Below are 25585 nucleotides of genomic sequence, written 5' to 3' on the forward strand. Positions count from 1 at the left end.
TGTCTGTTATTTTGGCAAAGTCACTAAGCTAGGGTCGATATCTTGTAACTGAGCAACACCACTAAGAGACATTGCCACTTTGAACTCATCTTGTAGTAATGAGATCAGATGGGATACACCGGCTTGTCCTGCTAGTGCTAGTCCCCACAAAATAGGTCTACCAACTAATACAGCTTTTGCACCTAGAGCTAGAGCTTTGAGAATATCTGTACCGCGACGGATACCACCATCTAATAATACTTCGATGCGATGATCTACGGCGGCGACTATTTCCGGTAAGGCATCTAAAGAGGCGATCGCACCATCTAGTTGTCTGCCGCCATGATTGGAAACTACAATGGCTTTAGCTCCATACTCCAGAGCGCGCACAGCATCATCTCCTCGTAAAATGCCTTTGAGTACCACGGGTAATGGTGATAAAGATTGCAACCATTCCAAATCGTCCCAAGTTAAGGCAGCATCTAGTTGTTGGGCAAAATAAGTAAACAAACCAGATTCTCCCTGTGCATGGGGAATATTTAAACTAGAAATATTAGTAAGATTCGCTAGATGTAAGCCTGTTGGTAAGGTAAATTGATTACGTCTGTCGCGTTCTCGTTGTCCCAGTACAGGAGCATCAACGGTGAGACACAGAGCTTTATAACCTGCGGCGTAAGCTCGTTCTACTAAAGCACGAGTTAAACCCCGGTCTTTGTGGATGTATAACTGAAACCATTGTAAAGCCTGGGGAAATTTTTCTCTGATATCTGCGACTGCTTCTAAGCTTTGAGTAGACATAGTACTTAACACCATACCTACTCCCGCCGATGCCGCCGCCATTGCTGTGGCTAGTTCGCCATCTGGATGAGCCAGACATTGAAAAGCCATTGGTGCGATTAACAAAGGAAATTCTAAGCTTTGTCCTAAAATTGTGGTTTTAAGGCTGAGTTGGCTAACATCTACTAGCATCCGCGGACGGAGTTTCCAACGCTCAAAACTAGCACGATTATCTCGCAGTGTGATTTCATCCCATGCGCCACTGCTGTAATAGTCAAATGCCATCTTAGACAGATGTGTTTTTGCTAACTGTTCATATTCAAATAAGTTGATGGGTGTTGAAGCGGCTGTCATAATGAGGATCGTTAAGTAAACCAGATCAATCTTAAGTTACTTTTTGTATGTGTAGAATAACCAGGGATTTTTGTTAACGGGAAGTACTGTAGAGACGTTGCATGCAACGTCTCTACATCATTTATTGGGCGCAACTTCACATTAAATTGGTATAACGTTTTAAAACTGAATTAATTAAAGCTTCTTGAAAGGTTATCAATTAAAACCCCAAAAAGCTAGGATCTGAGGACAATGTTAGCAAAGTATAAATAACGAATAAAGTAGTAGCCAATAAATATATTAAGACTTCAAAGCATCCTTTTTTCTTCATCCCAAAAACAATTATCAGACAAATCCCTATAACCTCAATTCCTAAAAAGACCCAAAGCTTTGGCTTAGAATTATCCATGATGAATGGAATATTTGGGGCAAAAGCTGTCATTGCATTTTTTAATTCTTCTATATTAGTGATAGTTGATTTAGCTTGCTTTGGAAGTTCAATTACTAATGGTTCTTGGTTTGCTTTTATCTCTGGTTTCCAGTCAAACTTTAACTGACTGATTCCTAAATCTCTTGTAAATGTAACCTTTTCTAAGGATGCTAAAGAAATAAAGTTATCATTCCGAAAAAGAGATTGTGCGTCTGGAAGCCTCTCACGCTTTATAGAGTTAGCCAGAGAAGCATACTCAATATGCAAGCGGTTATCAGAGAGAAAAACAAATTCAGTACCATTGTCAAAAATAACACTAGCTAGTTTTTGTCCGTCTGGGTAAATTTCGATGGTAATTGTGCCGGAAATAGCTTCATTGTCAATGATAATTTTGTTGTCTTCTCCTGGTTGCAGAGTCAATTTATGTTCTCCAATTGCGTGAAGCTTGACTTTACCTTTGTTCACACCTAACTGGAAGACTTGTTCTGTACCATTTTTTTTGTCTCTGATGATTATATAAGTGTAGTCATCTCTGACATCAAATTGATGAGCAATAGAGAAAACTCCGAGTTCCTTGACTGGTAAAGGTATATTGGTAGAGATTTTCCACAATCCTTTAGCTTCGCGGCTCAAATGTATTCCCACAGGAGCAGCAGGATTCCACCCTACAGTGGTTTTATCTTTTTCTCCGCATCCTGCAAGTAATGTGATACATAACAGAAAACTTAAAACGGAGACAACTAATAATTGCCAAGGGTGTTTAGCACGGTTTAGTAACATTTTTAACTATATTGATGATTTTACAAACAGTATCTAACGGCACTCTACCTATAATCTTTAATCTACACCCTGAATCAGAAGATTTACGGTCATATACTTCATCGTGGTGGTAAAACTGTTTGTAATCCGCTTGATGATGAACTATACACAAATATATTTAGATGAGGTTTGAATTTGATTACCTAGCGTATTGGTGTGAACTTGTACAAAATGTTAAATTTTCCAACATTAAGTTTATAGAATTTGAACTTTTTTGAGGTTAAGTAAACAATGGAAATGTCCCCCTATATATAGATGTAGGTGTCAAAACGTTCTTCTAAGCGGCAATCTGGTGCAAAAAAATCTAAACAGAAACAAAAAGCTTACAAGCGTCTGATTAAAACTTTGTTTCAGAACGCCGATGATGCGGGATGCTCTGCTGCACCTTTAGCGATCGCACTCATTGATGATCAGGGCTATTTCCTAAAAATCAACACTGCTGCTTGTGATTTGCTGGGTTTAACGCCAAAAAAACTCAAAAAGCAAACCTTATCTAATTTCATCGCTGCGGGATGTAATTGTAACAACCACTCTGGTAGTTTTCTCTTACAACAATCATTGATGGGAGAACTCTTAGTCTCATCTGCTAGTCAGGTGCAGCGAGAGGTGGAGTATACTTTAACACCGAATGTCTTACCGCACCGTCATTTGCTGCTATTACGAGATATTAGTCAGCGTCGGGAAGCAATGCAGGCGGAATTAAGACAACAACAGCAGCGAGTAGAATTATTTTCAGAAGTCACTCTCAAAATTCGTCAGTCATTACAACTCAAAGAAATTCTCCATACCACCGTGACGGAAGTGCAACGAATTTTGCAAGCCGATCGCGTGTTAATTTATCACGTATTACCAGATGGTACAGGTAAAACCATTAGTGAAGCGGTGTTACCAGAATATCCCACACTCATGGATCTGGAATTTCCCCAGGAAGTATTTCCAGAAGATTATCAACAACTGTATGCTCAGGGCAGGGTAAGAGCGATCGCTAATGTCCATGATCCGATGGCTGGCTTGGCAGATTGTTTGGTGGAATTTGTCGATCAATTTCAGATCAAAGCCAAACTGATTGTTCCGATTGTGCAAACTCTCAAGACTCATTCCCAGAATAAGTTATGGGGATTGTTAATCGCCCACCAATGTAACAGCGATCGCCATTGGGTAGATTTTGAGTTGGAATTGATGCAACAATTGGCAGATCAAATCAGTATTGCTTTGTCTCAAGCTCAACTTTTAGAACACTTAGAAGAAGTAGTGGAAGCCCGTACCGCACAACTGCAAGATGCTAATTACAACTTGCAACAGGAAATCAATGTACGGATGCACGCCGAAGCTACTCTGCGACAGAGAGAGGAGCAATTGCGCTTAATTACCAATGCCTTACCAGTGCTGATTGCCTATGTAGACGAGCAACAACAATATCGCTTTAATAATCAAGCCTACCATGATTGGTTAGGGCAATCACCGGGGGAAATTTATGGTTGTCATCTGCGGCAAGTGTGGGGAGAAGATTGCTATCAAAGGATGCAGGTTTATGTAAAAATCGCCTTATCTGGTCAATCCGTCACCTATGAAAATGAGATTGTACTACAGGATGGGAGTTGTCGATCAGTTGATGTTACTTACATCCCCCATCTAGATGAACACAATACAGTCAAGGGATTTTTTGCCTTAACTAATGATATTAGCGATCGCAAAGCCATTGAACGGATGAAAGATGAGTTCATTTCTGTCATCAGTCATGAACTGCGGACTCCGTTAACATCCTTACACAGTGCTTTGAAAATCTTAGCTACCGGGCGATTGGGCAATCTTTCCCAGGAAGGGCAGCAAATGCTAGGAATTGCTGATGAAAGTACCGAAAGGTTAGTGCGTTTAGTCAATAACGTTCTAGATTTACAACGCATTGAGTCTGGTAAAGTAATTATGGAGTGTCAAACTTGCAATGCTGCCAATTTAATGATTCAAGCAGCAGAGGCAATGGAAGCAATGGCACAGCAACACGAAATCACTTTAGTTAAACAACCACAGGATATTTTAGTCTGGGCAGATGCAGATTATATCTTGCAAGCGTTAACAAATTTAATCAGTAATGCCATCAAGTTTTCATCACCAGGGAGAACAGTGTGGCTAACAGTTGAAGAAGATACTTCTACTCAAAATTTCCCCAAACAAATAGTATTTCGGGTGCGAGATGAAGGACAAGGAATCCCATCTGATCAACTCGAACGCATCTTTGAACGGTTTCAACAAGTGGATTCTTCAGATTCCCGCAAAAAAGGTGGTACTGGCTTAGGCTTAACCATTTGTCGCAAAATTATCGAGCAACATAACGGTAGAATTTGGGCTGAGAGTAATCCGGGGTGTGGAAGTACCTTTGCCTTCACATTACCGAACTCAGCTTTAAGTGAGTCTTATTGAACTGTGTGTAGGGTACGGTTAGATGAACTTTGAATCCTCATCTAAACGATCTTGGTCAATCATACCAATTCTGCAAAATCGACCAACAGATCCAACCGCAAAACCGAGATTAAATTTTGAATTTTGAATTGGTATGAGGGGGAATGTATGCCGACTAAACGAATTTTAATTATTGATGACGAAGAAACCATTCAAACCGTTGTGCAGTTTGGCATCAAAATGGCGGCGGGATGGGAAGTGTTCACGGCTAGTTCTGGTTCGGAAGGCATCCAGACAGCCCAAACAGAAAAACCTGATGTGATTTTGTTGGATGTAATGATGCCAGAAATGGATGGTATTGCTACCTTTAAAGAACTCCAGTCTCATTCTGAGACGGAACAAATTCCGGTGATTCTGTTAACTGCCAAAGCACAAACAGCAGAAAAGCGTCAGTTTAATGATTTGGGAGTTAGTGGTGTGATTACCAAACCCTTTAACTCTTTGGATTTGCCGGAGCAAATTACTAGGATTCTCCATTGGTAACTCCATCATGAAAATCTTGCTTGTGGAAGATGATGATGTCTTAATCAAAGTTCTGACTAGGAATCTAGCAACCCATCACTATATTGTAGATGTGGTGAAAGATGGGGAAATGGGATGGACTTATGGTTCTACGTTTGAGTATGACTTGATCGTCTTAGATATCATGTTGCCAAAATTAGATGGCATCAGTCTATGCAAGCGGTTTCGCACAGAGGGGTATGTTACTCCTATTCTCTTACTCACTGCCCAAGACACCATCACCGCCAAAGTGCAGGGATTAGATGCCGGCGCAGATGATTATATGGTTAAACCCTTCGATACCATAGAATTGATCGCCAGGGTGCGGGCATTGTTGAGGCGAGGTAGTGCTAATCCTTTTCCTTTGTTGAGTTGGGGCGATTTGCTACTGAACCCTAGCACTTGTGAAGTCACCTATAATGGCTTGCCCTTAAACCTGACAACAATGGAATATGATTTACTAGAACTGATGCTGCGGGACTGTCAGCACGTATTCAGCACTGAAGAATTGTTAGACAGATTATGGTCGTCTGAAGAATTTCCCTCCCAAGCAACAGTCCGTTCTCATATCCGGCGGGTGCGACATAAGTTAGTAGCAGCAGGTGCGCCTCATGACTTTATTGCTACTATGCACGGACGGGGTTACTATCTCAAAGCTCCTATTACAGAAGAATCGACAGCTTTATCTAAAACACCTCTAGAGCAAAATGATACTGCTGCTCCCAAACAGATTAATACATCTCAAGAAACCGAGAAAAATTCCTCACACCATCCGATTTCAGCAGATTCTCAGCAACAATACTTAGCTTTTCTGAATGAAACGTGGACAAATACGAAATCGAAAAGCCTCGACCAAATGAGAATTTTGTTACAAACTGTGACAGAATTACAAAGCGATCGCCTGCTTCCCCAACAACAAGCACAAGCACAACAAGTAGCTCATAAACTAGCGGGTACTCTGGGAATCTTTGGGTTAAACAAGACAATGCACATTGCCCGGCAATTGGAGTATTGGTTAGGGAGTCGAGAGCCATTACAACCGAAACACGCCCCATTGATGAAAACTCTGGTTACAGCTCTTCAGCAGGATATTGACCATACTACACTGATCCAAATGTCTCAGATTCCCAATGGACAGTTACCCCTATTGCTCATTGTCAGTTCTGATACTGAGTTCAATCAGTCTCTAGTAAGTGTCGCTGCTAGTCGAGGTATTCGGATAGAAACTACTCCAGTAGTGAATGTAGCTAAAACCTGGCAGGAAATAGAGTCTATTTGCGATGTTTTAGGTCAAGAACCCAATTTCATGTTGTTACGTTTGCCTCCTAAAATTTCATCTAATTCGGAAAGCACTGATCAAGTTAGTATCGAGGAAAACAAATTTTGGGAAACATTGCAGACATTTGCCCAGCGTTACCCTGATGTGCCAATTGTCGTGATCAGCGATCGGGATCAATTAAGCGATCGCCTAGAAGCCATGCGCCGGGGTGGAAAATTGTTTCTGTTAGCATCCACTCCACCAGAGCAAATAATTGAGGCGGTAGTCAATCTATTACGAGATCCAGAAACTCCCAACAAAGTAATGATCATGGATGATGATCAAGACTGGTTACGCACTCTCCCCACCTTGCTGAAACCCTGGGGATTTAAAGTCACAACCCTCGCCAACCCCCAACAATTTTGGACAGTACTGCAAGCTGTAACTCCCGATGCCCTAGTCTTAGATGTGAATATGCCCACGATCAACGGATTTGAACTCTGTCAGATTCTCCGCAGTGATCCCCATTGGCAGCGTTTGCCAGTATTATTTCTCAGCGTGCTAACAGACTCCGCCAGCCTCAATCAAGCCTTTACTGTCGGTGCTGATGATTATCTCTGTAAACCAGTCATGGGAGTCGAACTAGCCAACCGCATTCTGAGGCGGTTACAAAGAGTTAAATCAATTCAAAATTCAAAAATTTTGGGCATGGGGCATAGGGCATAGGGCAAGCAGGAAGTGTGGGAGGGGTGGGAGGTGTGGGAGGATAGGGAAGAAATCTTTCCCCCCTCTCTCCCCACACTCCCCACACTCCCCACACTTCCCCATCTTCCCAGTTTCCAATCCCCAATCCCCAATCCCCAATCTGCACATATTTTGCACGAACTATAGGTCAAGGTAAGTATTAATCATATACTCAAAGAGAAGCGTATGTTGAAGTCTATGGAAGCGTCGTTAAGAAGCCGTCAGCATCCTCTAATCCACAGGTTGGCGGATTCTATTGAAGAAATTTGGCAAGAGTATTTGGATCTGTCCCCTTATTCTGTTCCAGAAGGGTTAGGTTATGTTGAGGGACATTTGGAAGGTGAACGACTGATTATTGAAAATCATTGCTACCAAACACCCCAATTTCGGAAACTGCATTTAGAATTGGCGCAGGTGGGCAATGGTTTAGATATTCTGCATTGTGTGATGTTCCCTAATCCCGAATATGCGCTTCCCATCTTTGGCACAGATTTGGTAGGTGGGAGAGGTGGGGCTATTAGTGCAGCGATCGCGGATTTATCTCCAGTTAGTAGCGATCGCACTCTACCCCAACGCTACTATCAACAATTGTCTGTTTTGTCTGATGTCTCGTTTTCCCAGCCCCGAACTTTACCACCTTGGGGTGATATCTTTTCAGAATTTTGTCTGTTTGTACGTCCAGAAGGCACTCAAGAAGAAGATCAGTTTCTTAACCGGGTACGGGAATTTTTAACGATTCATTGTCAGATTGCTAGTACAGAGACACCCCTAACATCAAATCTTGACATCTCCAAGGTGTTGGCAGGACAACGCAATTATTGTACAAAGCAACAACAGAATGATAAAACCCGCCGAGTTCTAGAAAAATCCTTTGGTACAGAATGGGCAGATCGTTACATGAACACGATGCTGTTTGATTATGTGGCTTGAAGTTGTTGACTGTTAACTGTTGAGGACTCTAGATATTTGATTTTTGTCGTACCAGGGCAGCGATCGCAATCCTGGTCATTTTCTTTTATTCAATTAAACATAATATATCTCATTTCAGCAAAATCACTCGTGTAAAAATGTGACTTATCGCATCTAAATAGAGTCTGACTTTTCACGGGTTCTGGAAAACCCCTCTCCATAGCTTGCTTCTCTAACGAGACGCTACCGCGTTCGCCAAAGGCGTTCTCGCAGAGTACCCGCAGGGTACCTCTCCCCTACAAGGGCGTTAGAGGCTTTGAATTTTCCCCCTTCCCTACTAGGGAAGGGGGTTAGGGGGTTAGGTTTCATGTTCGTTTTTCCACATAATGTGAAAAGTCAGAAATAGGGTTAGTTAGCTAAAAAATAAAAATCCCCCTGAATTTCAGGGGGTGATTCACTTCTAGGAGGGCGTTTGATATTTATGTATCACCTGATAGAAGTGAATTTATGCAACCCAGGAAAAATATTTTAGAACTAGGGGAATTGTAGATAACAGAATATCCCAAAGGTATATTTACTGGTTACATTTTATTAAAATTTGTGGTGAATTATAGAAATTTGAGGTTTGTAAGATATGTTGCGGAAATTCCCCCTATTAACCCTAGGAAGTGTAGTTACTTTTTTATCTAGTACATTAATATTATCTACTGCCTGTAGATCACAAGCGAATTTAGATGTAGCACCAACAGCCACTCCGATACTGTTAAGCAAGGCTAGTTTTCTTTCACCTCTAGAACAGCAGGTAGTTCAAGAGATGAACAAAGTACGGACAAATCCCAAAGCATATATTCCCATCATAGAAAACTATCGCCAACGCTTTCAAGGCAATCGGGTAAGAATTGCTAGTAATACTTATCTTGTCACACAAGAAGGAGTCAAAGCTGTTGATGAAGCGATCGCTTTTCTCAAAAAAGTCCGTCCTGTGGGAACATTAAAAATATCCAAGGGAATGTCTCTAGGTGCTAAAGATCACGTTAAAGATCAGAGTCCAAAAGGCACAACTGGTCATAATGGTAGTGATGGTAGCACTCCTGCCAGTCGCATCAGTCGTTATGGCAAGTGGCAAACAACAGCAGGAGAAAATATTAGCTACGGCCCCAACACCGCCCAAGATATTGTCATGCAATTAATTATTGATGATGGCGTACCATCACGCGGACATCGCACCAATATTTTTAATGGTAATTTTAAAGTGACTGGTGTTGCCTATGGTACTCACAAAACCTATAGAACAATGTGTGTAATCACTTATGCAGGAGGCTACATAGAGAAATAGAGAAATATTTAACTCCCTTGTCTCCCTTGTCTCCCCAGTCCCCAGTCTCCAGTCCCCAGTCCCCATCCTCAGTATTTCCGAAAAATGTAACTGTGCCGTTGGAGCTAAATATATCTTGTTGATTTAGCTGCAAGTTATGAACTTACTGAAGCAGGGATTACAATTTTGGCAACTTGTACCGACAATTGCGCCAAAAAGTTCTGAGAAATTGGCACAAACATACAATATCTCACCATTAGAAAAGCTGGTGGTAGAAGAGACGAACAAAGTGCGTATGAATCCCCAAGCATACATCCCTGTCTTGGAAGATTATCGTCGGCGGTTTCAAGGAAATAAAGTTAAACTTGCTGATCATGTTTATTTACAAACCCAAGAAGGAGTGAAAGCAGTAGATGAGGCGATCGCTTTTCTCAAGTCTGCTCATTCAGTAAAATCATTAACTATATCTCAAGGTATGTGTTTGGCTGCTAGAGATCACGTCCAAGACCAAGGATCTAAAGGTGCTGTAGGTCATCATGGTAGCGATGGTAGCAACCCCTTCACTCGTATGAGTCGCTACGGCAATTGGCTGGTGACAGCTGGTGAAAACATTAGTTATGGCTCTCACACTGCCCAAGATATTGTCATGCAATTAATTATTGATGATGGCGTACCATCACGCGGTCATCGCGTTAATATTTTTAACCCAGCTTTTCAGGTGACAGGAGTAGCCTTTGGTATTCACTCCACATACAGACAAATGTGTGTAATTACTTACGCTGGAGGATACACAGATAATTAGCCATTAACCGTCAACCATCAACCCCAAAAAAATCTTATAATCAATTTGGCATTCAAACCCCAAAACTCAGACCATATCTGACTTTCTTAATTACGAATTACGTTAGCGTAGCGGGGCGCAGCCCATTACGAATTACCTCAATGGTTGATAGTTCTACGAAAGCTGTAAACCTAAAAGTTGATATTCAAGGAGAAGGATTTCCGATTTTGTGTTTACATGGTCATCCTGGCTCTGGTCGTAGTCTTGCTGTATTTACCAATCATTTATCAAAACGCTACCAAACTTTTGCTCCAGATTTACGTGGATATGGCAAAAGTCGTTTTCATGGCAATTTTGCTATGGAGGATCATTTAACTGACTTAGAAGCTCTCATAGACTATTTACAGATCGAAAAATGTCTGGTATTAGGATGGTCGTTAGGTGGCATTTTGGCGATGGAGTTGGCTTTGCGTTTACCACAACGTGTCACAGGATTAATTTTGGTGGCGACAGCCGCTAGACCCTGTGGAAATCATCCCCCGATTACTTGGCAAGATAATCTTTACACAGGTATTGCTGCACTGTTAAATTATCTTAAACCTGGCTGGCAGTGGAACATTGATACTTTTGGTAAGCGATCGCTGTTTCGTTACCTGATCCAACAACATACCTATACAGCCTATAATTACATTGCTAAAGCCGCCGTACCAGCTTACTTACAAACTTCCCCCTCTGCAACTCGCGCCCTTTACAATGCCCTACGTTTGGGATACAACCGACTCCCAGACTTGCAAAACATTCTTTGTCCTAGTTTGGTAATTGCCGCTTCTGATGACGTACACATTACAGCTGAGTCTAGCTTAGAAACGGCTCAACACCTCAAATATAGTCAATGGCAATGCTACCCTAACACAGCACATCTTTTCCCTTGGGAAGTACCCCAGCAGGTACTCAGTGATATTGACTGCTGGTTAGAAAATCATAGCAATTCGTAATTCGTAACGATGCTCCCCCCCGCTACGCTCTAAGCGCAGCTATGCCGCAGGCTTTACGTAATTCCTATAAGTTCTTAATTTTGAATTTTGAATTTTGAATTGATTAGCCCAATGCCCTTTGAATCAACCTTAAATATAAGTAAAACTTATAAAATATATTAATTTTATCTATGTCAAGTTGTGTTGACCAATTCGTTACAAATTCGTTACAATAATTTATATAAAGCAATAAGTTGATCTGACAAACTAAAAATTTACTTAACTGCTTATCATTACATCAAGCAGTGAGGTTGGCTAGCCTGAGAAGAAAGGGTTATCTACTCAGTTGTCACCAATATCAGAAATGTTTCTAGTACAGTTAGTTCATAAAGGCTTAATTTGGTATCGGTATCTTCCATTGACATTTGGACTTCTCCTAATCACCTCGGTTTAATTACCGAGGTTTTTTGTTGATTTAGTAAGTTATATATAGGACTGATATTTGATCTTTGTTGGCGTAGCCTGAACTAGCGCATAAAAAACTCAGTACACTTTTATTCCTTCTTGCCCCAAGCACCAACCCTTCCTACGCCAATGATTTCAGGAATAAAAGCGGATTGCTATATTTTAATAAGTTTTTATTTTTTTGGTAGGATACATTAAATTATCTTGCCTGCTGTATAAAAATAGGAAATATTTTGCTAAATAACTCTAAATAATTGCAAATAAAATATGTTTTTTTCTCTAGACAAAGTAAACATTTTTATGGTGATATTTAATGTTTGACAGGAGCGATCGCACTTCAATATCAAGATTATATTTCTCTCATTGTAGTATTTTGTTCAGCATCTTGCAACTAACTGGATCAATCAAATAGTCGTTTTTTTTAAAGAATTGGTAAATTATGCTGTTTTAGTCAGTATTTTTGACATATTCTAAGTTTATCCTGATCATTCTCCAGTATCAGTGAACCCATTATTTATAACTCTGTTGATGCGTAAATCTGAGAAAGTTTGAATAGAAACCAGGAGTTTTACATATAAATATATGCAAACAGAGACAGTTGCACTGATTCTAATTGTAGATGATAATCTGGATAATTCCAGAGTTTTATGTAACTTATTAACCGACTCAGGGTTTAGAGTTTTGGCAGCTATTAGTGGACAAGATGCCTTACAAAAATTAGATTATATTATCCCTGACTTAATTCTAGTAGACGGCATGATGTCTAGAACAGATGGTTTGGAACTTTGCCGTCAAATTAAAAATCAGCAAAGATTGCAAAAAATTCCACTCATTTTGATGCTCGCTAGTAATGAGATGGAAGGCAAATTTGCCCAATTGAATTTAGAATCTGCTGATTATATTAATAAACCATTTCTGCCAACAGAACTTTTAATCCGTGTACGTCTGAATTTGAACCTACTAAATTTAACTCGTTCTCTGAATGAGAAAAATAATCAACTTCATCAAGAAATCGTCGCTCGTCAGATAGCAGAAGCACAATCATACCAACTTAGGGAAGATTTAGAACAAAGAGTAATCGAACGAACGCAAGAACTGACTTTGGTAATCAATGAGCTACAAGCAAGAGACGAAAAATTAACCTATGCAGCTTTTCATGATTCCTTGACTGGTTTATTTAATCGTGCTTGGTTAATGCAATATCTATCAGAAATATTTGAACAAAAACCACCACTACAAGGATATGCAATTCTATTTTTGGATCTAGATCGCTTTAAGAGTGTCAATGATCATCTAGGGCATCTTATTGGAGATAAATTATTAAAAGAAGTTGCTAAACGGCTAAAAAATTGCATCTCTGATAGAGATAAAATTGTCCGATTGAGTGGAGATGAATTTTTAATTTTTCTTGTCAATCAAGATGGGATTCAATCTGTTGAGACAATTGCTAATCTAATTCTGCAACAATTACATATACCGTTTGAGATTGACACATATCAAGTTTCTATTGGTGTGAGTATTGGCATTTTACCTTCCACTCTCAGTTATCAACAACCAACTGATATCCTCAGAGATGCTGATGCGGCAATGTACCAAGCCAAACGAGCCGGAAAAGGTTGCCATATAGTTTTTACTTCCGAAATGCAGCAGCAAACATTGCAGCGCATTCAGCTAGAAAGTGAACTACGTCAAAGCATGGAAAAAAATGAATTTTGTCTTTACTATCAACCGATATTTTGTTTAGCTTCTCAAAAGTTAGTTGGTTTGGAAGCTCTCATTCAATGGCAACACCCGCAAAAGGGACTACTTTCACCAGATAAATTCATCACAATTGCGGAAGAGATGGGGATAATTCCCAACTTAGATTTATTAGCTTTACAGTTAGCTTGTCAGCAATTACATCATTGGCGACAAGAATTTACATCTGCTGATTCACTAGTTATACATATCAATATATCTGCTGTTCAATTACAACAGTTAGATTTAGTAGAACAAATTCAAAAAATTCTCCATGCAAATCGTATATCACCGTCAGCAATGAGGTTAGAAGTGACAGAAAATGCTTTCACTAAAGCATCAGTTATTGCTACTCAAATTCTGGATAAAATACATACTTTAGGGATAAAACTATGTATAGATGATTTTGGTACTGGATACTCTTGTTTTAGTCAGTTGCATACCTTGCCTGTTGATACCATCAAAATTGATCGGTCATTTACGAGTAGTTTAGGTACAAGTTCTAAAAGTACAGCTATTGTACAAACTATGATTTCTTTTGCTAATTCTCTAGGTATTGCTGTTGTAGCTGAAGGTATTGAAACTCAAACACAATTAGAAAAATTGCAGAAATTTGGCTGTAAATTTGGACAAGGATATTTGTTTTCTCGACCTGTGCCTAGTGAAGATGTAGTCAATTTTTTTAATGTAAGTTTTTAACAACGAACTGATACTTTATCAAAAAAAATCTACTAAAGATAATTTATATAATAAATCTATATTAATATACCCCAATTTCAGATTTAATTAATATACAAAATATCCAATATTTAGGGTGCGTCAGTCAGACAAATGATCGCTATACCAATAAAAATTTTATACTGACGCACCCTACTATCTATCTTTGCCTAATTCGATGATATTGGCGATGAATGTAAGTCTTTTGATCCTGGTGTTGTGAGGTAGTATTTAAACCATTGAGCGGCTAATCTTCCTACTTCTTCAATTGCACCAGGTTCTGCAAATTGGTGAGTTGCACCAGGAATAATCTGTAGTTGTTTATGTTGTGCAGAAATTTGGGCGATCGCATCTTCATTCATTGCTATGATGGGGTAGTCATTTTCGCCCACAATGAACAGAGTTGGTGCTTGTACACAGGGTAGGGCTGTACTTACTAAGTCAGTTTGTCCACTACGGGAAACAATTGCTTTCACTAGCATGGGACGGGCTGTAGCTGCTAATAATGCTGCCCCACTACCTGCGTTGACACCAAAATAGCCGATATTGAGATTGTGAGTAGTATTATTCTGTGATAGCCAGTCTGTGATAGCTACTACCCGTTTAGCTAAAAAGCTAAGATCAGAGCGCAAATGTTTGGTACGCTCATCTATTGCTTGTTCTTCTCTACTCAGTAAATCAATCAAAAAAGTTGCTAGTTTCTCTTCCTGACGCAAAATATGGGCAAGATAGTGGTTGTAAGTGCTGTAGCGACTACTGCCACTGCCTTGGGTAAATAGTATAATTCCCTCGGCATCTGTCGGTACAACTAACTCTCCTTGGAGATGGATTGAGTCTAGTTGCACAATGACAATTTGTTCTTCTACATTTAATAGTGAAATTTTATTCATGGCTATATCTTAAAATTGGATTTGTTGAAAATTGAAAGATTAATTTTGAGAGATTCTCACACCAGTTTTAATAATTAGTAGAGCCAGTTTTTTTTGGTGTAGATGTAGGGTGTGTGACGCTGCAAAAGTATTTCAACTTAATCATCAGACTTATAGCGTCACGCACCAACCATCAATTGTGATACTTGCGTAAGTTTTGTGAGCGTCAGCGTAACGCATCTTCTATCAAAGCTTGTGGTGCGTTACTAAAACTACATCTAAGTTAAGGAATGTAAAATTATGAGATCAGTTTATTCATCACTATTTTAGTTATCAAAGCAGGATTAACACCCTGACAAATAAAGTTGTGATTGCTAGTTACAGATGATTGCTGACTTAACAAAAATCAATCAAATACTTGTAAAATTTTTGCAGTTATTAATTCTACCAAGCGTTATCTTTATATATATTACCGTTGTCAGATTAATTAATTCAAGTATCAAATTTGAGAATAATCATGAGGAGATAGCTACAAATCATGAAGTTATATAGCAATGACTGGAACATAATCCTAAATTGTCATCTTGGTTGAAGAAAGCGATTAGCTCATCTATAGGATTAATATTTTATTTTTGAAAAGATAGGTAGCACCAAGGCTTTCGGTGCGTTACGGCTTACGCCTAACACAACGGCAATATTGCAGGAGGAAAATCCACACTGCAATTTGCCTCCCCTACATATAAGTAGAACGACTTGAAAAAAGCAAACTATGTAAAATAATGTAAACAAAATTGCATTTAGTTCGTAGTAAGGACTTTAGTCCTTATAAAAGGACTAAAGTCCTTACTACAAACCTTTAATTATTTACACCGTTCTATTTACTCAAAAAAATAAGTCACGTTAGGAGAAAATTTATGATGTATCAGCGAATTTTAGTGTCTATAGACCAATCCGAAATCAGCCAAGATATTTTTGATCAAGCTGTATTTTTAGCTAAAGCAACTAATGCAGAAATAATGTTGCTTCATGTCCTCTCCCCCTTGGAAGATCCTTATCTAAGTCCTATATTTATGCAGCCTGATACTATGTATCCCACTGTGCCATCAGAACCAATGGACAACTATATTAAACAGTGGGAAAAACTTAAACAAGAAAGGCTAGAATGGTTGCGATCGCTAATGAATCAAGCAATCAATGCAGGTGTAAAAACTGGGTTTGCTCAAAATATGGGTGATGCTGGACGGATTATTTGTGAAGTAGCTCGTAGTTGGCCAGCTGATTTAATTATGCTTGGTCGTCGTGGTCGGGCTGGACTGAGTGAGTTTTTCTTGGGTAGTGTGAGCAACTATGTAATTCACCATGCCTCTTGTTCGGTCATGGTCATTCAAGGCAGGATTCCTAGCACAACCTGAAATCTATAATCTCCACAGTAGACCCTTTATCAGTACAAGTGATACAATGAGTTCCAAATTTTACAATAACTAAGACGTGTCTTAGTTAATTTCTGATTATGGAAACACTTGCTTATTTGCATCTAGCCGATAGTTACCAAGCATCTACCAGTTTGGAACAGCAAAGTATTACTGAAGCTGATGTATACTTTCACGAACTAACATGGATAAAAAATCAGAGGGGAATTTTAATATTAGCTGTTTCCTTGGCTCTCGCTTCTTTAAGTGTATCGTATCCAGCGATCGCACTCAAAAGAGGTGATAGAAGTCCTCAAGTCACCTATCTTCAGCAAAAACTGCAAGAGGCTGGGTACTTTCAACACAAAGCTACAGGATATTTTGGCTCTGTCACACACACCGCAGTAGTGAAATTTCAGCAAGCTCATGGGTTAAAGGTTGATGGTATAGTTGGTTCTCAGACACTAGCGGCTCTAGAGTCTAGTGTGGGGTTAGCTGTGTCAGTGTCGTTAAATACTCAACCTACTACCTCTGGTTCAGTTGTCAACGAGCAGCAACCCCAGGTAACATCAAAGCGATCGCTCAAAAGAGGCGACAATAGTTATCGGGTGATGTCCCTACAACAAAAATTGCAAGCTTCTGGATACTTTAATGCACCCATCACAGGTTATTTTGATGAAACTACCCAAGCAGCCGTCATCAAATTTCAACAAAACAACAAACTGATTGTTGATGGTATCGCCGGCAAACAAACATTATCAGCTCTAGAATCTCATGGAGGAGCGTTCAACTCAACACCTTTTTTAGCAACTTCTCCAGAGCCTACAATTATAGATCAGCCTCCACCATCTAACAATCAAGTTAAAACTGCACCACCACCAGCAAAAGTTGCTCCTCGCTCTCCAGGGATGAAATTGGTGAAAACCATTTCTTCGGCTAAAATTTCGCCTAAATCTGTGGTTTATTCCGGTAATGGCCTATTTTTCGCCCAGAATATGATGTATAACCACTCCATCACTGTTTATAACCGGGATTATCAGTTAGTAAAAGTGATTCCCGATGCAGTCGATTTATCTAAACATGGTTACGCGAAAAAACCAGGTAAATACAGAGGCGCGCCAGTGGAGGCGAGTTTTTCCCACAATGGAAAATATGCTTGGGTGTCTAACTATCAAATGTATGGCCCCGGTTTTAACAACCCTGGTAGTGATAAATGTCATCCATCTCAAAAAACCGACAAGAGTTTTTTATATAGAATTAACACAGAGAACCTAGAGATTGATAGAGTCATTCAAGTTGGTTCAGTTCCTAAATTTGTCGCCACTTCACCTGATGAGCAACTAATATTAGTCAGCAATTGGTGTTCTTGGGATGTCAGCATTGTAGATGCGAATCAAAATAGGGAAATTAAACGGATTAAACTCGGAGCATACCCTCGCGGAATTGCCGTCAATGCCAATTCCGAAAAAGCTTATGTCGCCGTCATGGGTTCTTATAATATTGCTGAAGTTGATTTGAGAGACTTTTCAGTCAAATGGCTGAAAAATATAGGCAGTTCACCACGTCATTTAAATATAGATCCTACAGGTAAATATCTCTATGCTTCTTTAAATGGTGAGGGAAAAATTGCCAAAATCAGTTTATTGCAAAGAAAAGTTGTAGATAAAGTCACCACAGGCAAAACACCCCGAAGTATGGTGTTATCTGATGATGGTCAGTTACTTTATGTTGTTAATTATAAAGAACACACAGTCAGTAAAGTTCGCACTAGTGACATGAAAGTGTTACAAAAAGTCCATGTAGAGTCTCATCCCATTGGAATTACTTACGATCCCCAAACTAGGGAAATTTGGGTAGCTTGCTATTCTGGCAATATTATGATTTTTCAAGATTAGTAAACCGCAAATGCTAACGTTCAAAGATATTGCAAATATCAAGCTACAACGACAGTAATTATAGATATAAAAAGATCAAAATGTAGGGTGCATGAGTATAAGAAATCCTAAGTATCTTCAGCATCCTACTAAGTTCCTTCATGCTTCCTGGCTGACTTTGACTATCAATAGTCATATAAACCTAGTGATAAACTTGGGTAAAATATATAAATTTTGTAACTAAAAGTTATTTTTTTTAACTCTTTTATAAAACTAATTAAAAATATTGACTGATGGGGTTTTTATTATCAATAAAAATCAGAATTTCCACGGATATAAATCAAATTAACAGCCCCTAAAATAGTTACATCTAATAAAAGTATCTTAATGTTGGAGTATATACTGAGGTGTAGCAATTTAATTTAATTCCTGAAAAGTTGACATTTAATTTACAGTAGGTTGAGAAAATTTTTGATTTCATATACTCAACTGATGTAATTTTATAATTTTTAAACTTACCTGATTATTTCAGGATCGAATTGATTTTGTTACCTTCACAAAATCAAAAATTAAAAGTCTACTCTGAAAAAAGCACCATAAATAAATTTTTAAACTTTATCAACATTAAGAAGCTTGAACAGGGTATCTCAATAGATTTACTGTTGAAAAAGCTGGCTTGTCAATGAAAGACACAAAATTATGAACACCTACAACAGATGGTATCAAATAACATTTTAGATGAATTTAAAGTTTGCACGCAACTGCAATACAATGGCCAGTTAATTCTAACGAGTCCAAAGGGACATCAATGGACTTTCTATTATCGACTAGGGCGGATAGTTTGGGCAACAGGAGGAACACATCCGTTTCGGCGATGGCGTAGACTGATGGCTCAACATTGTCCACAAATTGATGTTGATAAAATTCAGTTACGCCAGCAAGACGTAGCTATGAATTACTGGGACTATCGTCTTTTGGAAATTTTGTATAAAAAACAAAAAATTCAAAGAGAACAAATTCATGCTATTGTGGAGAACACTTTAGCTGAACTTTTATTTGACTTAGCCCAGAAGACAAAGTTTGTGGCAGTCAAATGCGATCGCAATCAACAGGTGATTTTAGAAACACCCATGAGTTTCACGAGTGCAGATGTCTCACTCAAACAAATGCAAGACTCATGGAATCTTTGGACACAAGCTGGTTTAGCTAATCTTTTTCCTGACTTAGCACCAGTCATTAGAAGACCAGAACAACTACAAGAGTTAGTCAGTCCCCCAGTATACAAAAACTTTGTAAATTTGATTAATGGCAAACTGACACTGCGAGAGTTAGCCAGCAAAACAAAACAGAATGTTTTACCTGTTTCTCGTTCCTTGCTTCCTTACATTCTCAAAGGCATCATTGAATTAGTCGAAGTACCTGATTTACCTCTAGTTTTGATACAGCAGCCAAATAAATCTATCTCTGCACAACCAAAAACAGATCCTTCTCTATTAATAGCTTGTGTAGATGATAGTCCTCAAGTCTGTAAAATGCTGGAGGAGATTATTACTTCACATGGACTCAGGTTTATCAAAATTCAAGATGCTGTACAGGCTTTGCCAATTTTGATTCAGGAAAAACCAGACCTGATTTTTTTAGATTTGATTATGCCTGTCGCTAGTGGTTACGAAATCTGCGCTCAGTTACGACGGATTTCTGCTTTTGCCAATACTCCCATAATTATTTTAACAGGTAATGATGGATTATTAGATAGAGTGCGCGCTAAGGTAGTCGGCTCTACGGATTTTCTTGCTAAACCTGTGGTGACAGATAAAGTGATGAGCATTGTACGTAAATACTTGCCTGTAACTTCTTCATCTACAGTTAACAGTAAATCAGATTTTGAAGTTTTTCATCAAGGTATGGCTTGAGTGATGAGCAACGGAATATTTGCATGAGATTGGGCATATTTTTACCTGAAAATTAAGTTTTAAATTTTACATTTTTTTTATTATTATCAATAATAAAAAATGTAACATTAAGTAATTTCTCTGAACCAGTTTTATCAATAAACAATGACAATAACAACAAACTAGCAACTTCGTGAGAAATTGCTTAAATTGTTGAACAGTCAACAGAAATCAGCAACAGATAGATGTTGGCAAGGTGACTCTTACCAACTACCAACGCCTACAATTAATGATTTAACTGCTAACTGTTCAATAACTATTGAATTGATGTTGGGTAATTTATCAAATCTATCTAAGGAATTGCTATGGCTACTGTTTTAGTTATTGAAGATGGCTTGACGGATATGGAAATCCTCACACGTTATTTACAACAAGCAGGTTGTTCTGTCATTAGTGCCACAAGTAGTGAAGAAGCGAAAGTTAAAATAGATAATACTAAACCAGATTTAATATTGCTGGATGTAATTTTACCTGGTAAAAGTGGCTTTGAAATTTGTCGAGAACTCAAAAGTAACCCCGATACTAGCACAATTCCTGTAGTATTTTGTTCTACTAAAAATAGCGATGTAGATAAAATTTGGGGAAATATGCTAGGTGCAGAAGCTTATCTTTCTAAACCAATTAATCAGGAAGAATTAGCACTAACTTTAAAGAAGTTTGTTAATTAAGCATTGTAATTAAAGGACTAATTACTTTGGAGAAGCAGCAAAAATTTTTAAGTTTTAATTTGGGAGTTGGAGATACAGCAGTAATTTCCTTAGACCAAATCACAGAAGTTTTACAAATATCTTTGGGAGATATATGTGGCGTGCCGCAAATGCCTAGTTATATTCTGGGCGTTTATAACTGGCGCGATGAAATGCTGTGGTTAGTTGATTTAGATGAAATGCTTGGTTATCCACCACTATCACAAGCAGCAAATATGGTGGTGAAAATGATGGCAATTGTACTAGAAGAGAATGGTAAATATTTAGGTTTATTAGTCAGGCAGTTGATGGATATTGAGTGGTTAGATACCCAGCAAATGAAAGCAGCATCTGCCGAATTATTTTCGCCATTAATAGTTCCTTTTTTACAAGGATATTTCATGAACGATGACGAGAAAATGATCTTAAATCTTGATGCTGAGGCTATTATACATTCTCCTGCATATGCTCATCATAATTAAGTATAAATAACGGGTTATTTGAGATTTATTGTTGACTCATAACTGTGGTAATACCTGATTAATTAATTCAGGCTTAATATCTTCAATCGATAATTATTTGAGGTTCAAGGCATGGCAATTACATATCAGAAAAATAATGTCAATGACAATTCATTAGCTAAAGTAGAGGCAATAGAAAACACAAAAGATAATGTTACTTTAAATAATAATTATCAAGAAGAAATATCTCAGGCGATCGCACAGGAATTTAAAGCTTGGCGGCAGCAGTTACAAGACATTATAATTCGTATGCGTCAAGCGGTTGATTTTGATACAGTCTTGCAGGTGACTGTGGAGAAAATCAGAGAACATCTGAATTGCGATCGCGCTTTTATTTATCAATTTAATTCTCCTGAATCTGGCACAGTTTTAGCAGAATCTAGAGCCTTCGGTTGGACACCTACTTTGGGTGAAAAAATCCCAGGTATTATGTTTGGTTTACATAATAATCATGAATATGTCGAGCCAATAGCAATTGATGAAGGTAATCAAGTACAACTCACTGCCTATCAAAAACAACTGCTGGATAAATTTCAAATTCAAACTAACTTAAGTGTACCAATTCTTGTTAAAGGTCAGGTTTGGGGGATACTAGCTATTAATAGTTGTAGTGAGGCTAGGCAATGGCAAGAAGTAGAAATCACGCTAGTATTCCAAGTTACCACAGAATTAACTTACAGATTACAAGCATTTGAAGTTTATAGAGAATCGCACCTACAGGAACAGTCTAAAAAGTCATTAAGCAAAGTCATTGATAAGATTTTACGGATATCCAACATCGAGAAAATATTTCAAATTGCCACTCTAGAAGTCCGGCAATTATTGAAATGCGATCGCGTCAGTCTTTATCGTTTTCATCCTGATTGGAGTGGGGAATATATAGCTGAATCTGTGGGTAATAATTGGGTAAAACTAGTAGGGCCAGGCATCAAAACAATTTGGGAAGATACTTACCTCCAAGAAACCCAAGGTGGACGTTATCGCCATAATGAATGCTCTGTGATTCATGATGTTTACAAATCAGTTCATTCTCCCTGCCATTTAGATGTTATAGAACAGTTTGAAATCAAAGCTTATATCATTGTTCCTGTATTTACGGGTGAAAAATTATGGGGTTTATTGGCAGCTTATCAAAATTCTGGTCCTCGTAATTGGCAAGACTGGGAAGTCAACTTTTTGAGTCAGATTGGTTTGCAAGTAGGTGTTTCTATAGCTTATGCAGAATACCTAGAACAAATGCGGATGCAATCTGAACAGCTAGTGCAAATTGCTGAAAAAGAAAAAGCTTTTACCAAGATAGTTAACCGCATCCGTCAAGCTCAAGATGTAGAAACTATTTTCAAAACTACTACCCAAGAAGTGCGGCAATTTCTCAAATGCGATCGCATGGGTGTTTATCAGTTTATCTCAAAAGAGAGCGGCAAATTTATCGCTGAATCAGTTGGTCAAGGTTGGACACCATTTATCGGCACTGAAATTAGTGATACTTTTCTCAAAGATACGGAGTCCTGTGATTATTTTACAGGCAGAAATTGCGTCGTTAATGATATTAATAAGGCTGGTTTCAATCCTTGTCATCTAGAATTATTAAACTCATTGGAAGCTAAAGCTTACATCATAGTTCCCATTATGTTTAAGGAGGAATTATGGGGTTTACTAGCACTTTATCAAAACTCTGGCCCCCGTGAATGGCAAGACTGGGAAATCAACTTTTTAAACCAAATTGCCTCACAATTAAGCATAGCTAAAGCACAATTAGATTATTTAGAACAATTACAGTTCAAATCTCAACAACTTGCTCAAGTTGCGGAAAAAGAAAAATCCTTCACTAAAATAGTTAGCCGCATCCGCCAAGCCCAAGATGTAGATAGTATCTTTAGAAATACCACTCAAGAAATCCGTCAATTCCTCAAATGCGATCGCGCTGCGGTTTATCAGTTTAATGCTGATTGGGGTGGCAAATTTGTCGCTGAGTCTGTTGGACAAGGTTGGACAAGGTTAGTCACATCTGAGGAAAAAACTATTCTTAACGATAGCTTCCTCCAAGATCATCAAGGCGGGAAGTTTATCCGAGGTGAGCATTCTGTTGTCAATAATATCTATCAAGCAGGTTTTCAACCTTGTCATATAGAAATATTAGAAGCATTCGATGCGAAGGCTTACATTATAGTCCCCATTTTCTTTAGTGAAAAATTATGGGGTTTATTGGCAGTTTATCAAAATTCTAGCCCTCGGGAATGGCAAGACTGGGAAACTAGTTTCTTAAATCAAATTGCCTCACAATTTAGCCTAGCTAAATCCCAGTTAGATTATCTAGAAGAAGTCAGACTAAAAACTGAAAAATTAACTCAAATAGCAGAACAAGAAAAAGCCTTTACCAAGATAGTCAACCGTATTCGGCAAGCTTTAGAGTTAGAGGAAATTTTCAAGATTAGTACCCAGGATGTACGGCAATTATTGAAATGCGATCGCGTAGTTATTTTTCAGTTTAACCCTGATTGGAGTGGCTTATTTGTTGCGGAATCTGTGGGTAGTAATTGGGTGAAATTAGTCGGCCCCGATATCAAAACTGTTTGGGAAGATACCTACCTGCAAGAAACTGAAGGGGGTCGCTATGTCAAGGGCGAAAGCTTGGTGGTGAATGATATCCATCAAACAGGTCATGCTGCCTGCCACATCGAGATTTTAGAGCAGTTTGAAGCTAAAGCCTATGTGATAGTGCCGATTTTCTTTGGGGAAAAATTGTGGGGACTCTTGGCAGCCTATCAAAATTCTGATGTGCGTGAATGGGAAGAATCAGAAGTAGCCTTGTTAGCCAGAATTGGCGACCAACTAGGACTAGCATTACAGCAAACTGAATACTTGCAAAAACTCCAAACCCAATCAGCTCAACTAGCAGAAGCTGCGGCACGGGATAAAGCCGCTAAAGAATTACTGCAACAGCGTTCTATTCAACTGCTGACAGCCGTTAGACCGGCTCTCAACGGTGATTTAACAGTACGTGCGCCGATTACGGAAGATGAACTAGGCACAATTGCAGATGCTTATAACAATACCCTGCAAGCACTACGGCAGATTGTATTGCAAGTACAAACTTCTTCCCAAAAAGTCGCCGAAACTTCTAGTACAAGTAATGCTTCCCTCGCCGGCTTAAATAATTTAGCTCAACAACAGTCTGACGAAATCAACATGGCTTTAAGTGAGATTGAACAGATGGTTAATGCTACTCAAGCCGTGGTTAGTAGTGCAGAGTTGGTACAAGTAGCAGTCAAGCAAGCCAACCAAACTGTTGAAGTTGGTGATGCAGCAATGAACCAGACAGTGCAAGCTATCCAAGCCATTCGTGAAACTGTGGCTCAAACGAGTAAAAAGATTAAACGCTTGGGTGAGTCTTCCCAGAAAATTTCTAAAGTCGTGAATTTGATTAGTAACTTTGCTACACAGACAAACGTACTAGCATTGAATGCTGCCATTGAAGCTACACGCGCCGGGGAATATGGCAAAGGCTTTGCTGTGGTAGCCGATGAAGTCCGTTCCTTATCCCGCCAGTCAGCCGCCGCCACCATTGAAATTGAAAAATTAGTCCAAGAAATTCAAGAGGAAACTGGGGAAGTGGCGGTAGCAATGGAAACAGGGATTCAGCAGGTGGTAGAAGGTACAAATTTTGTCAATGAAACCAGACAAAACTTAAATGCGATCGTTTCTGCCACTGCGGAAATTAGTCAATTAATTCATCAAATTACTGATGCTACACAAAAGCAAATGGGGCAATCGGTATCTGTTACTAATTCCATGAAAGATGTTGCAGAAATCGCTAACAAAACTTTTGGTGAATCTCAAGAAATTGCTGCTGTATTCCAAGATTTATCAAATATGGCACAAGATTTGTTAACAACTGCTAGTAAGTTCAAAGTGAGTTAAATGAGGTAGTAAGCACAAGGGGATAGATATTTAAGAGGGGATATAATTCTCCTCTTAATTACTGAAACTAGGGTGTAGGGGGTAGGGTGTAGTGGGGAAAGTAGAAATCCCTGAGTTTTGAATTTATTCATTCCTACACTATATACCCCATTCCCCA

The 25585-nt window shown here is 38.8% G+C and carries 20 protein-coding genes; 15 read left to right on the forward strand and 5 right to left on the reverse strand.

The genetic code is table 11. The annotated features are described in order from the left end of the window. Positions 1-6 precede the first annotated feature (6 nt). Both ACPZ3T_RS06440 and ACPZ3T_RS06445 read right to left on the reverse strand, forming a co-directional pair. The gene (locus ACPZ3T_RS06440) at positions 7-1110 is read right to left on the reverse strand and encodes an alpha-hydroxy acid oxidase (RefSeq protein ID WP_490274484.1); all 1104 of its coding nucleotides are present in this window, start codon (positions 1108-1110) and stop codon (positions 7-9) included. A gap of 199 nt (positions 1111-1309) precedes the next feature. Next, positions 1310-2299 carry a hypothetical protein gene (locus ACPZ3T_RS06445; protein ID WP_490274486.1) on the reverse strand — a complete coding sequence of 330 codons (990 nt, stop codon included), beginning with the start codon at positions 2297-2299 and terminating at the stop codon, positions 1310-1312. A gap of 300 nt (positions 2300-2599) precedes the next feature. On the opposite strand from ACPZ3T_RS06445, the gene ACPZ3T_RS06450 reads away from it, so the two are divergent. The 3 genes from ACPZ3T_RS06450 to ACPZ3T_RS06460 all read left to right on the forward strand — a co-directional run bounded on the left by ACPZ3T_RS06450 (position 2600) and on the right by ACPZ3T_RS06460 (position 7280). Continuing rightward, the gene (locus ACPZ3T_RS06450) at positions 2600-4756 is read left to right on the forward strand and encodes an ATP-binding protein (RefSeq protein WP_490274488.1); all 2157 of its coding nucleotides are present in this window, start codon (positions 2600-2602) and stop codon (positions 4754-4756) included. A gap of 147 nt (positions 4757-4903) precedes the next feature. Then, positions 4904-5278: a response regulator gene (locus tag ACPZ3T_RS06455; protein ID WP_490274490.1), complete on the forward strand. Its 375-nt coding sequence runs from the start codon at positions 4904-4906 to the stop codon at positions 5276-5278. A 7-nt stretch (positions 5279-5285) separates the two neighbouring features. Beyond that, the gene (locus ACPZ3T_RS06460) at positions 5286-7280 is read left to right on the forward strand and encodes a response regulator (protein ID WP_490274491.1); all 1995 of its coding nucleotides are present in this window, start codon (positions 5286-5288) and stop codon (positions 7278-7280) included. On the opposite strand, the gene ACPZ3T_RS06465 is transcribed toward ACPZ3T_RS06460, so the two are convergent. Then, positions 7231-7425 (reverse strand): hypothetical protein, encoded by a 195-nt coding sequence (locus tag ACPZ3T_RS06465; protein ID WP_490274493.1) that lies wholly within the window; start codon positions 7423-7425, stop codon positions 7231-7233. The two genes, ACPZ3T_RS06460 and ACPZ3T_RS06465, sit on opposite strands and share 50 nt — an antisense overlap. Positions 7426-7484: 59 nt before the next feature. Here ACPZ3T_RS06465 and ACPZ3T_RS06470 point away from each other — a divergent pair, with 59 nt between their 5' ends. Continuing rightward, a complete protein-coding gene (locus ACPZ3T_RS06470; protein WP_490274495.1) occupies positions 7485-8228 on the forward strand; it encodes a phycocyanobilin:ferredoxin oxidoreductase in 744 nt (247 codons plus the stop codon). A gap of 613 nt (positions 8229-8841) precedes the next feature. Further along, positions 8842-9543, forward strand: coding sequence for a CAP domain-containing protein (locus tag ACPZ3T_RS06475; RefSeq protein ID WP_490274497.1), 702 nt, complete (start codon positions 8842-8844; stop codon positions 9541-9543). On the opposite strand, the gene ACPZ3T_RS06480 is transcribed toward ACPZ3T_RS06475, so the two are convergent. Then, positions 9512-9676, reverse strand: a complete 165-nt coding sequence (locus ACPZ3T_RS06480; RefSeq protein WP_490274499.1) for a hypothetical protein — start codon at positions 9674-9676, stop codon at positions 9512-9514. The genes ACPZ3T_RS06475 and ACPZ3T_RS06480 overlap by 32 nt on opposite strands. 3 nt (positions 9677-9679) lie before the next feature. On the opposite strand from ACPZ3T_RS06480, the gene ACPZ3T_RS06485 reads away from it, so the two are divergent. From ACPZ3T_RS06485 to ACPZ3T_RS06495, 3 genes are all read left to right on the forward strand, one after another. Further along, positions 9680-10324, forward strand: coding sequence for a CAP domain-containing protein (locus ACPZ3T_RS06485; RefSeq protein WP_490274501.1), 645 nt, complete (start codon positions 9680-9682; stop codon positions 10322-10324). Between the two features lie 140 nt (positions 10325-10464). Beyond that, positions 10465-11298 (forward strand): alpha/beta fold hydrolase, encoded by an 834-nt coding sequence (locus tag ACPZ3T_RS06490; protein ID WP_490274503.1) that lies wholly within the window; start codon positions 10465-10467, stop codon positions 11296-11298. 1026 nt (positions 11299-12324) lie between these two features. Then, on the forward strand, positions 12325-14178 hold the full coding sequence (locus ACPZ3T_RS06495; RefSeq protein WP_490274505.1) for a GGDEF/EAL domain-containing response regulator: 1854 nt from the start codon (positions 12325-12327) through the stop codon (positions 14176-14178). Positions 14179-14366: 188 nt separating this feature from the next. Here ACPZ3T_RS06495 and ACPZ3T_RS06500 read toward each other — a convergent pair whose 3' ends face one another. Continuing rightward, a complete protein-coding gene (locus ACPZ3T_RS06500; protein WP_490274507.1) occupies positions 14367-15086 on the reverse strand; it encodes a dienelactone hydrolase family protein in 720 nt (239 codons plus the stop codon). Between the two features lie 896 nt (positions 15087-15982). Between ACPZ3T_RS06500 and ACPZ3T_RS06505 the strand changes: the two genes are divergently transcribed. The 7 genes from ACPZ3T_RS06505 (at position 15983) to ACPZ3T_RS06535 (ending at position 25428) form a co-directional block, all read left to right on the forward strand. Then, positions 15983-16477: a universal stress protein gene (locus tag ACPZ3T_RS06505; RefSeq protein ID WP_490277140.1), complete on the forward strand. Its 495-nt coding sequence runs from the start codon at positions 15983-15985 to the stop codon at positions 16475-16477. 98 nt (positions 16478-16575) lie between these two features. Continuing rightward, on the forward strand, positions 16576-18369 hold the full coding sequence (locus ACPZ3T_RS06510) for a peptidoglycan-binding protein (protein WP_490274509.1): 1794 nt from the start codon (positions 16576-16578) through the stop codon (positions 18367-18369). 695 nt (positions 18370-19064) lie between these two features. Then, on the forward strand, positions 19065-20261 hold the full coding sequence (locus tag ACPZ3T_RS06515) for a response regulator (RefSeq protein WP_490274511.1): 1197 nt from the start codon (positions 19065-19067) through the stop codon (positions 20259-20261). A 189-nt stretch (positions 20262-20450) separates the two neighbouring features. Further along, positions 20451-20621, forward strand: a complete 171-nt coding sequence (locus ACPZ3T_RS06520; RefSeq protein ID WP_490274513.1) for a hypothetical protein — start codon at positions 20451-20453, stop codon at positions 20619-20621. Continuing rightward, entirely contained in the window at positions 20606-20968 is a 363-nt protein-coding gene (locus tag ACPZ3T_RS06525) for a response regulator transcription factor (protein WP_490274515.1), read from the forward strand. Before ACPZ3T_RS06520 ends, ACPZ3T_RS06525 begins: the two co-directional genes overlap by 16 nt. Positions 20969-20994: 26 nt before the next feature. Next, on the forward strand, positions 20995-21468 hold the full coding sequence (locus ACPZ3T_RS06530; protein ID WP_490274517.1) for a chemotaxis protein CheW: 474 nt from the start codon (positions 20995-20997) through the stop codon (positions 21466-21468). Positions 21469-21579: 111 nt separating this feature from the next. Beyond that, entirely contained in the window at positions 21580-25428 is a 3849-nt protein-coding gene (locus ACPZ3T_RS06535; RefSeq protein ID WP_490274519.1) for a GAF domain-containing protein, read from the forward strand. Positions 25429-25585 lie beyond the last annotated feature (157 nt).

The sequence above is a fragment of the Aliinostoc maniaoense genome (assembly GCF_058172895.1).

Coding starts and splice junctions, on each gene's coding strand:
- ACPZ3T_RS06440 (WP_490274484.1), bottom strand. CDS start 1,110: ATGACAGCCGCTTCAACACCCATCAACTTATTTGAATATGAACAGTTA.
- ACPZ3T_RS06445 (WP_490274486.1), bottom strand. CDS start 2,299: ATGTTACTAAACCGTGCTAAACACCCTTGGCAATTATTAGTTGTCTCC.
- ACPZ3T_RS06455 (WP_490274490.1), top strand. CDS start 4,904: ATGCCGACTAAACGAATTTTAATTATTGATGACGAAGAAACCATTCAA.
- ACPZ3T_RS06460 (WP_490274491.1), top strand. CDS start 5,286: ATGAAAATCTTGCTTGTGGAAGATGATGATGTCTTAATCAAAGTTCTG.
- ACPZ3T_RS06470 (WP_490274495.1), top strand. CDS start 7,485: ATGTTGAAGTCTATGGAAGCGTCGTTAAGAAGCCGTCAGCATCCTCTA.
- ACPZ3T_RS06475 (WP_490274497.1), top strand. CDS start 8,842: ATGTTGCGGAAATTCCCCCTATTAACCCTAGGAAGTGTAGTTACTTTT.
- ACPZ3T_RS06485 (WP_490274501.1), top strand. CDS start 9,680: ATGAACTTACTGAAGCAGGGATTACAATTTTGGCAACTTGTACCGACA.
- ACPZ3T_RS06490 (WP_490274503.1), top strand. CDS start 10,465: ATGGTTGATAGTTCTACGAAAGCTGTAAACCTAAAAGTTGATATTCAA.
- ACPZ3T_RS06495 (WP_490274505.1), top strand. CDS start 12,325: ATGCAAACAGAGACAGTTGCACTGATTCTAATTGTAGATGATAATCTG.
- ACPZ3T_RS06500 (WP_490274507.1), bottom strand. CDS start 15,086: ATGAATAAAATTTCACTATTAAATGTAGAAGAACAAATTGTCATTGTG.
- ACPZ3T_RS06505 (WP_490277140.1), top strand. CDS start 15,983: ATGTATCAGCGAATTTTAGTGTCTATAGACCAATCCGAAATCAGCCAA.
- ACPZ3T_RS06510 (WP_490274509.1), top strand. CDS start 16,576: ATGGAAACACTTGCTTATTTGCATCTAGCCGATAGTTACCAAGCATCT.
- ACPZ3T_RS06515 (WP_490274511.1), top strand. CDS start 19,065: ATGGTATCAAATAACATTTTAGATGAATTTAAAGTTTGCACGCAACTG.
- ACPZ3T_RS06525 (WP_490274515.1), top strand. CDS start 20,606: ATGGCTACTGTTTTAGTTATTGAAGATGGCTTGACGGATATGGAAATC.
- ACPZ3T_RS06535 (WP_490274519.1), top strand. CDS start 21,580: ATGGCAATTACATATCAGAAAAATAATGTCAATGACAATTCATTAGCT.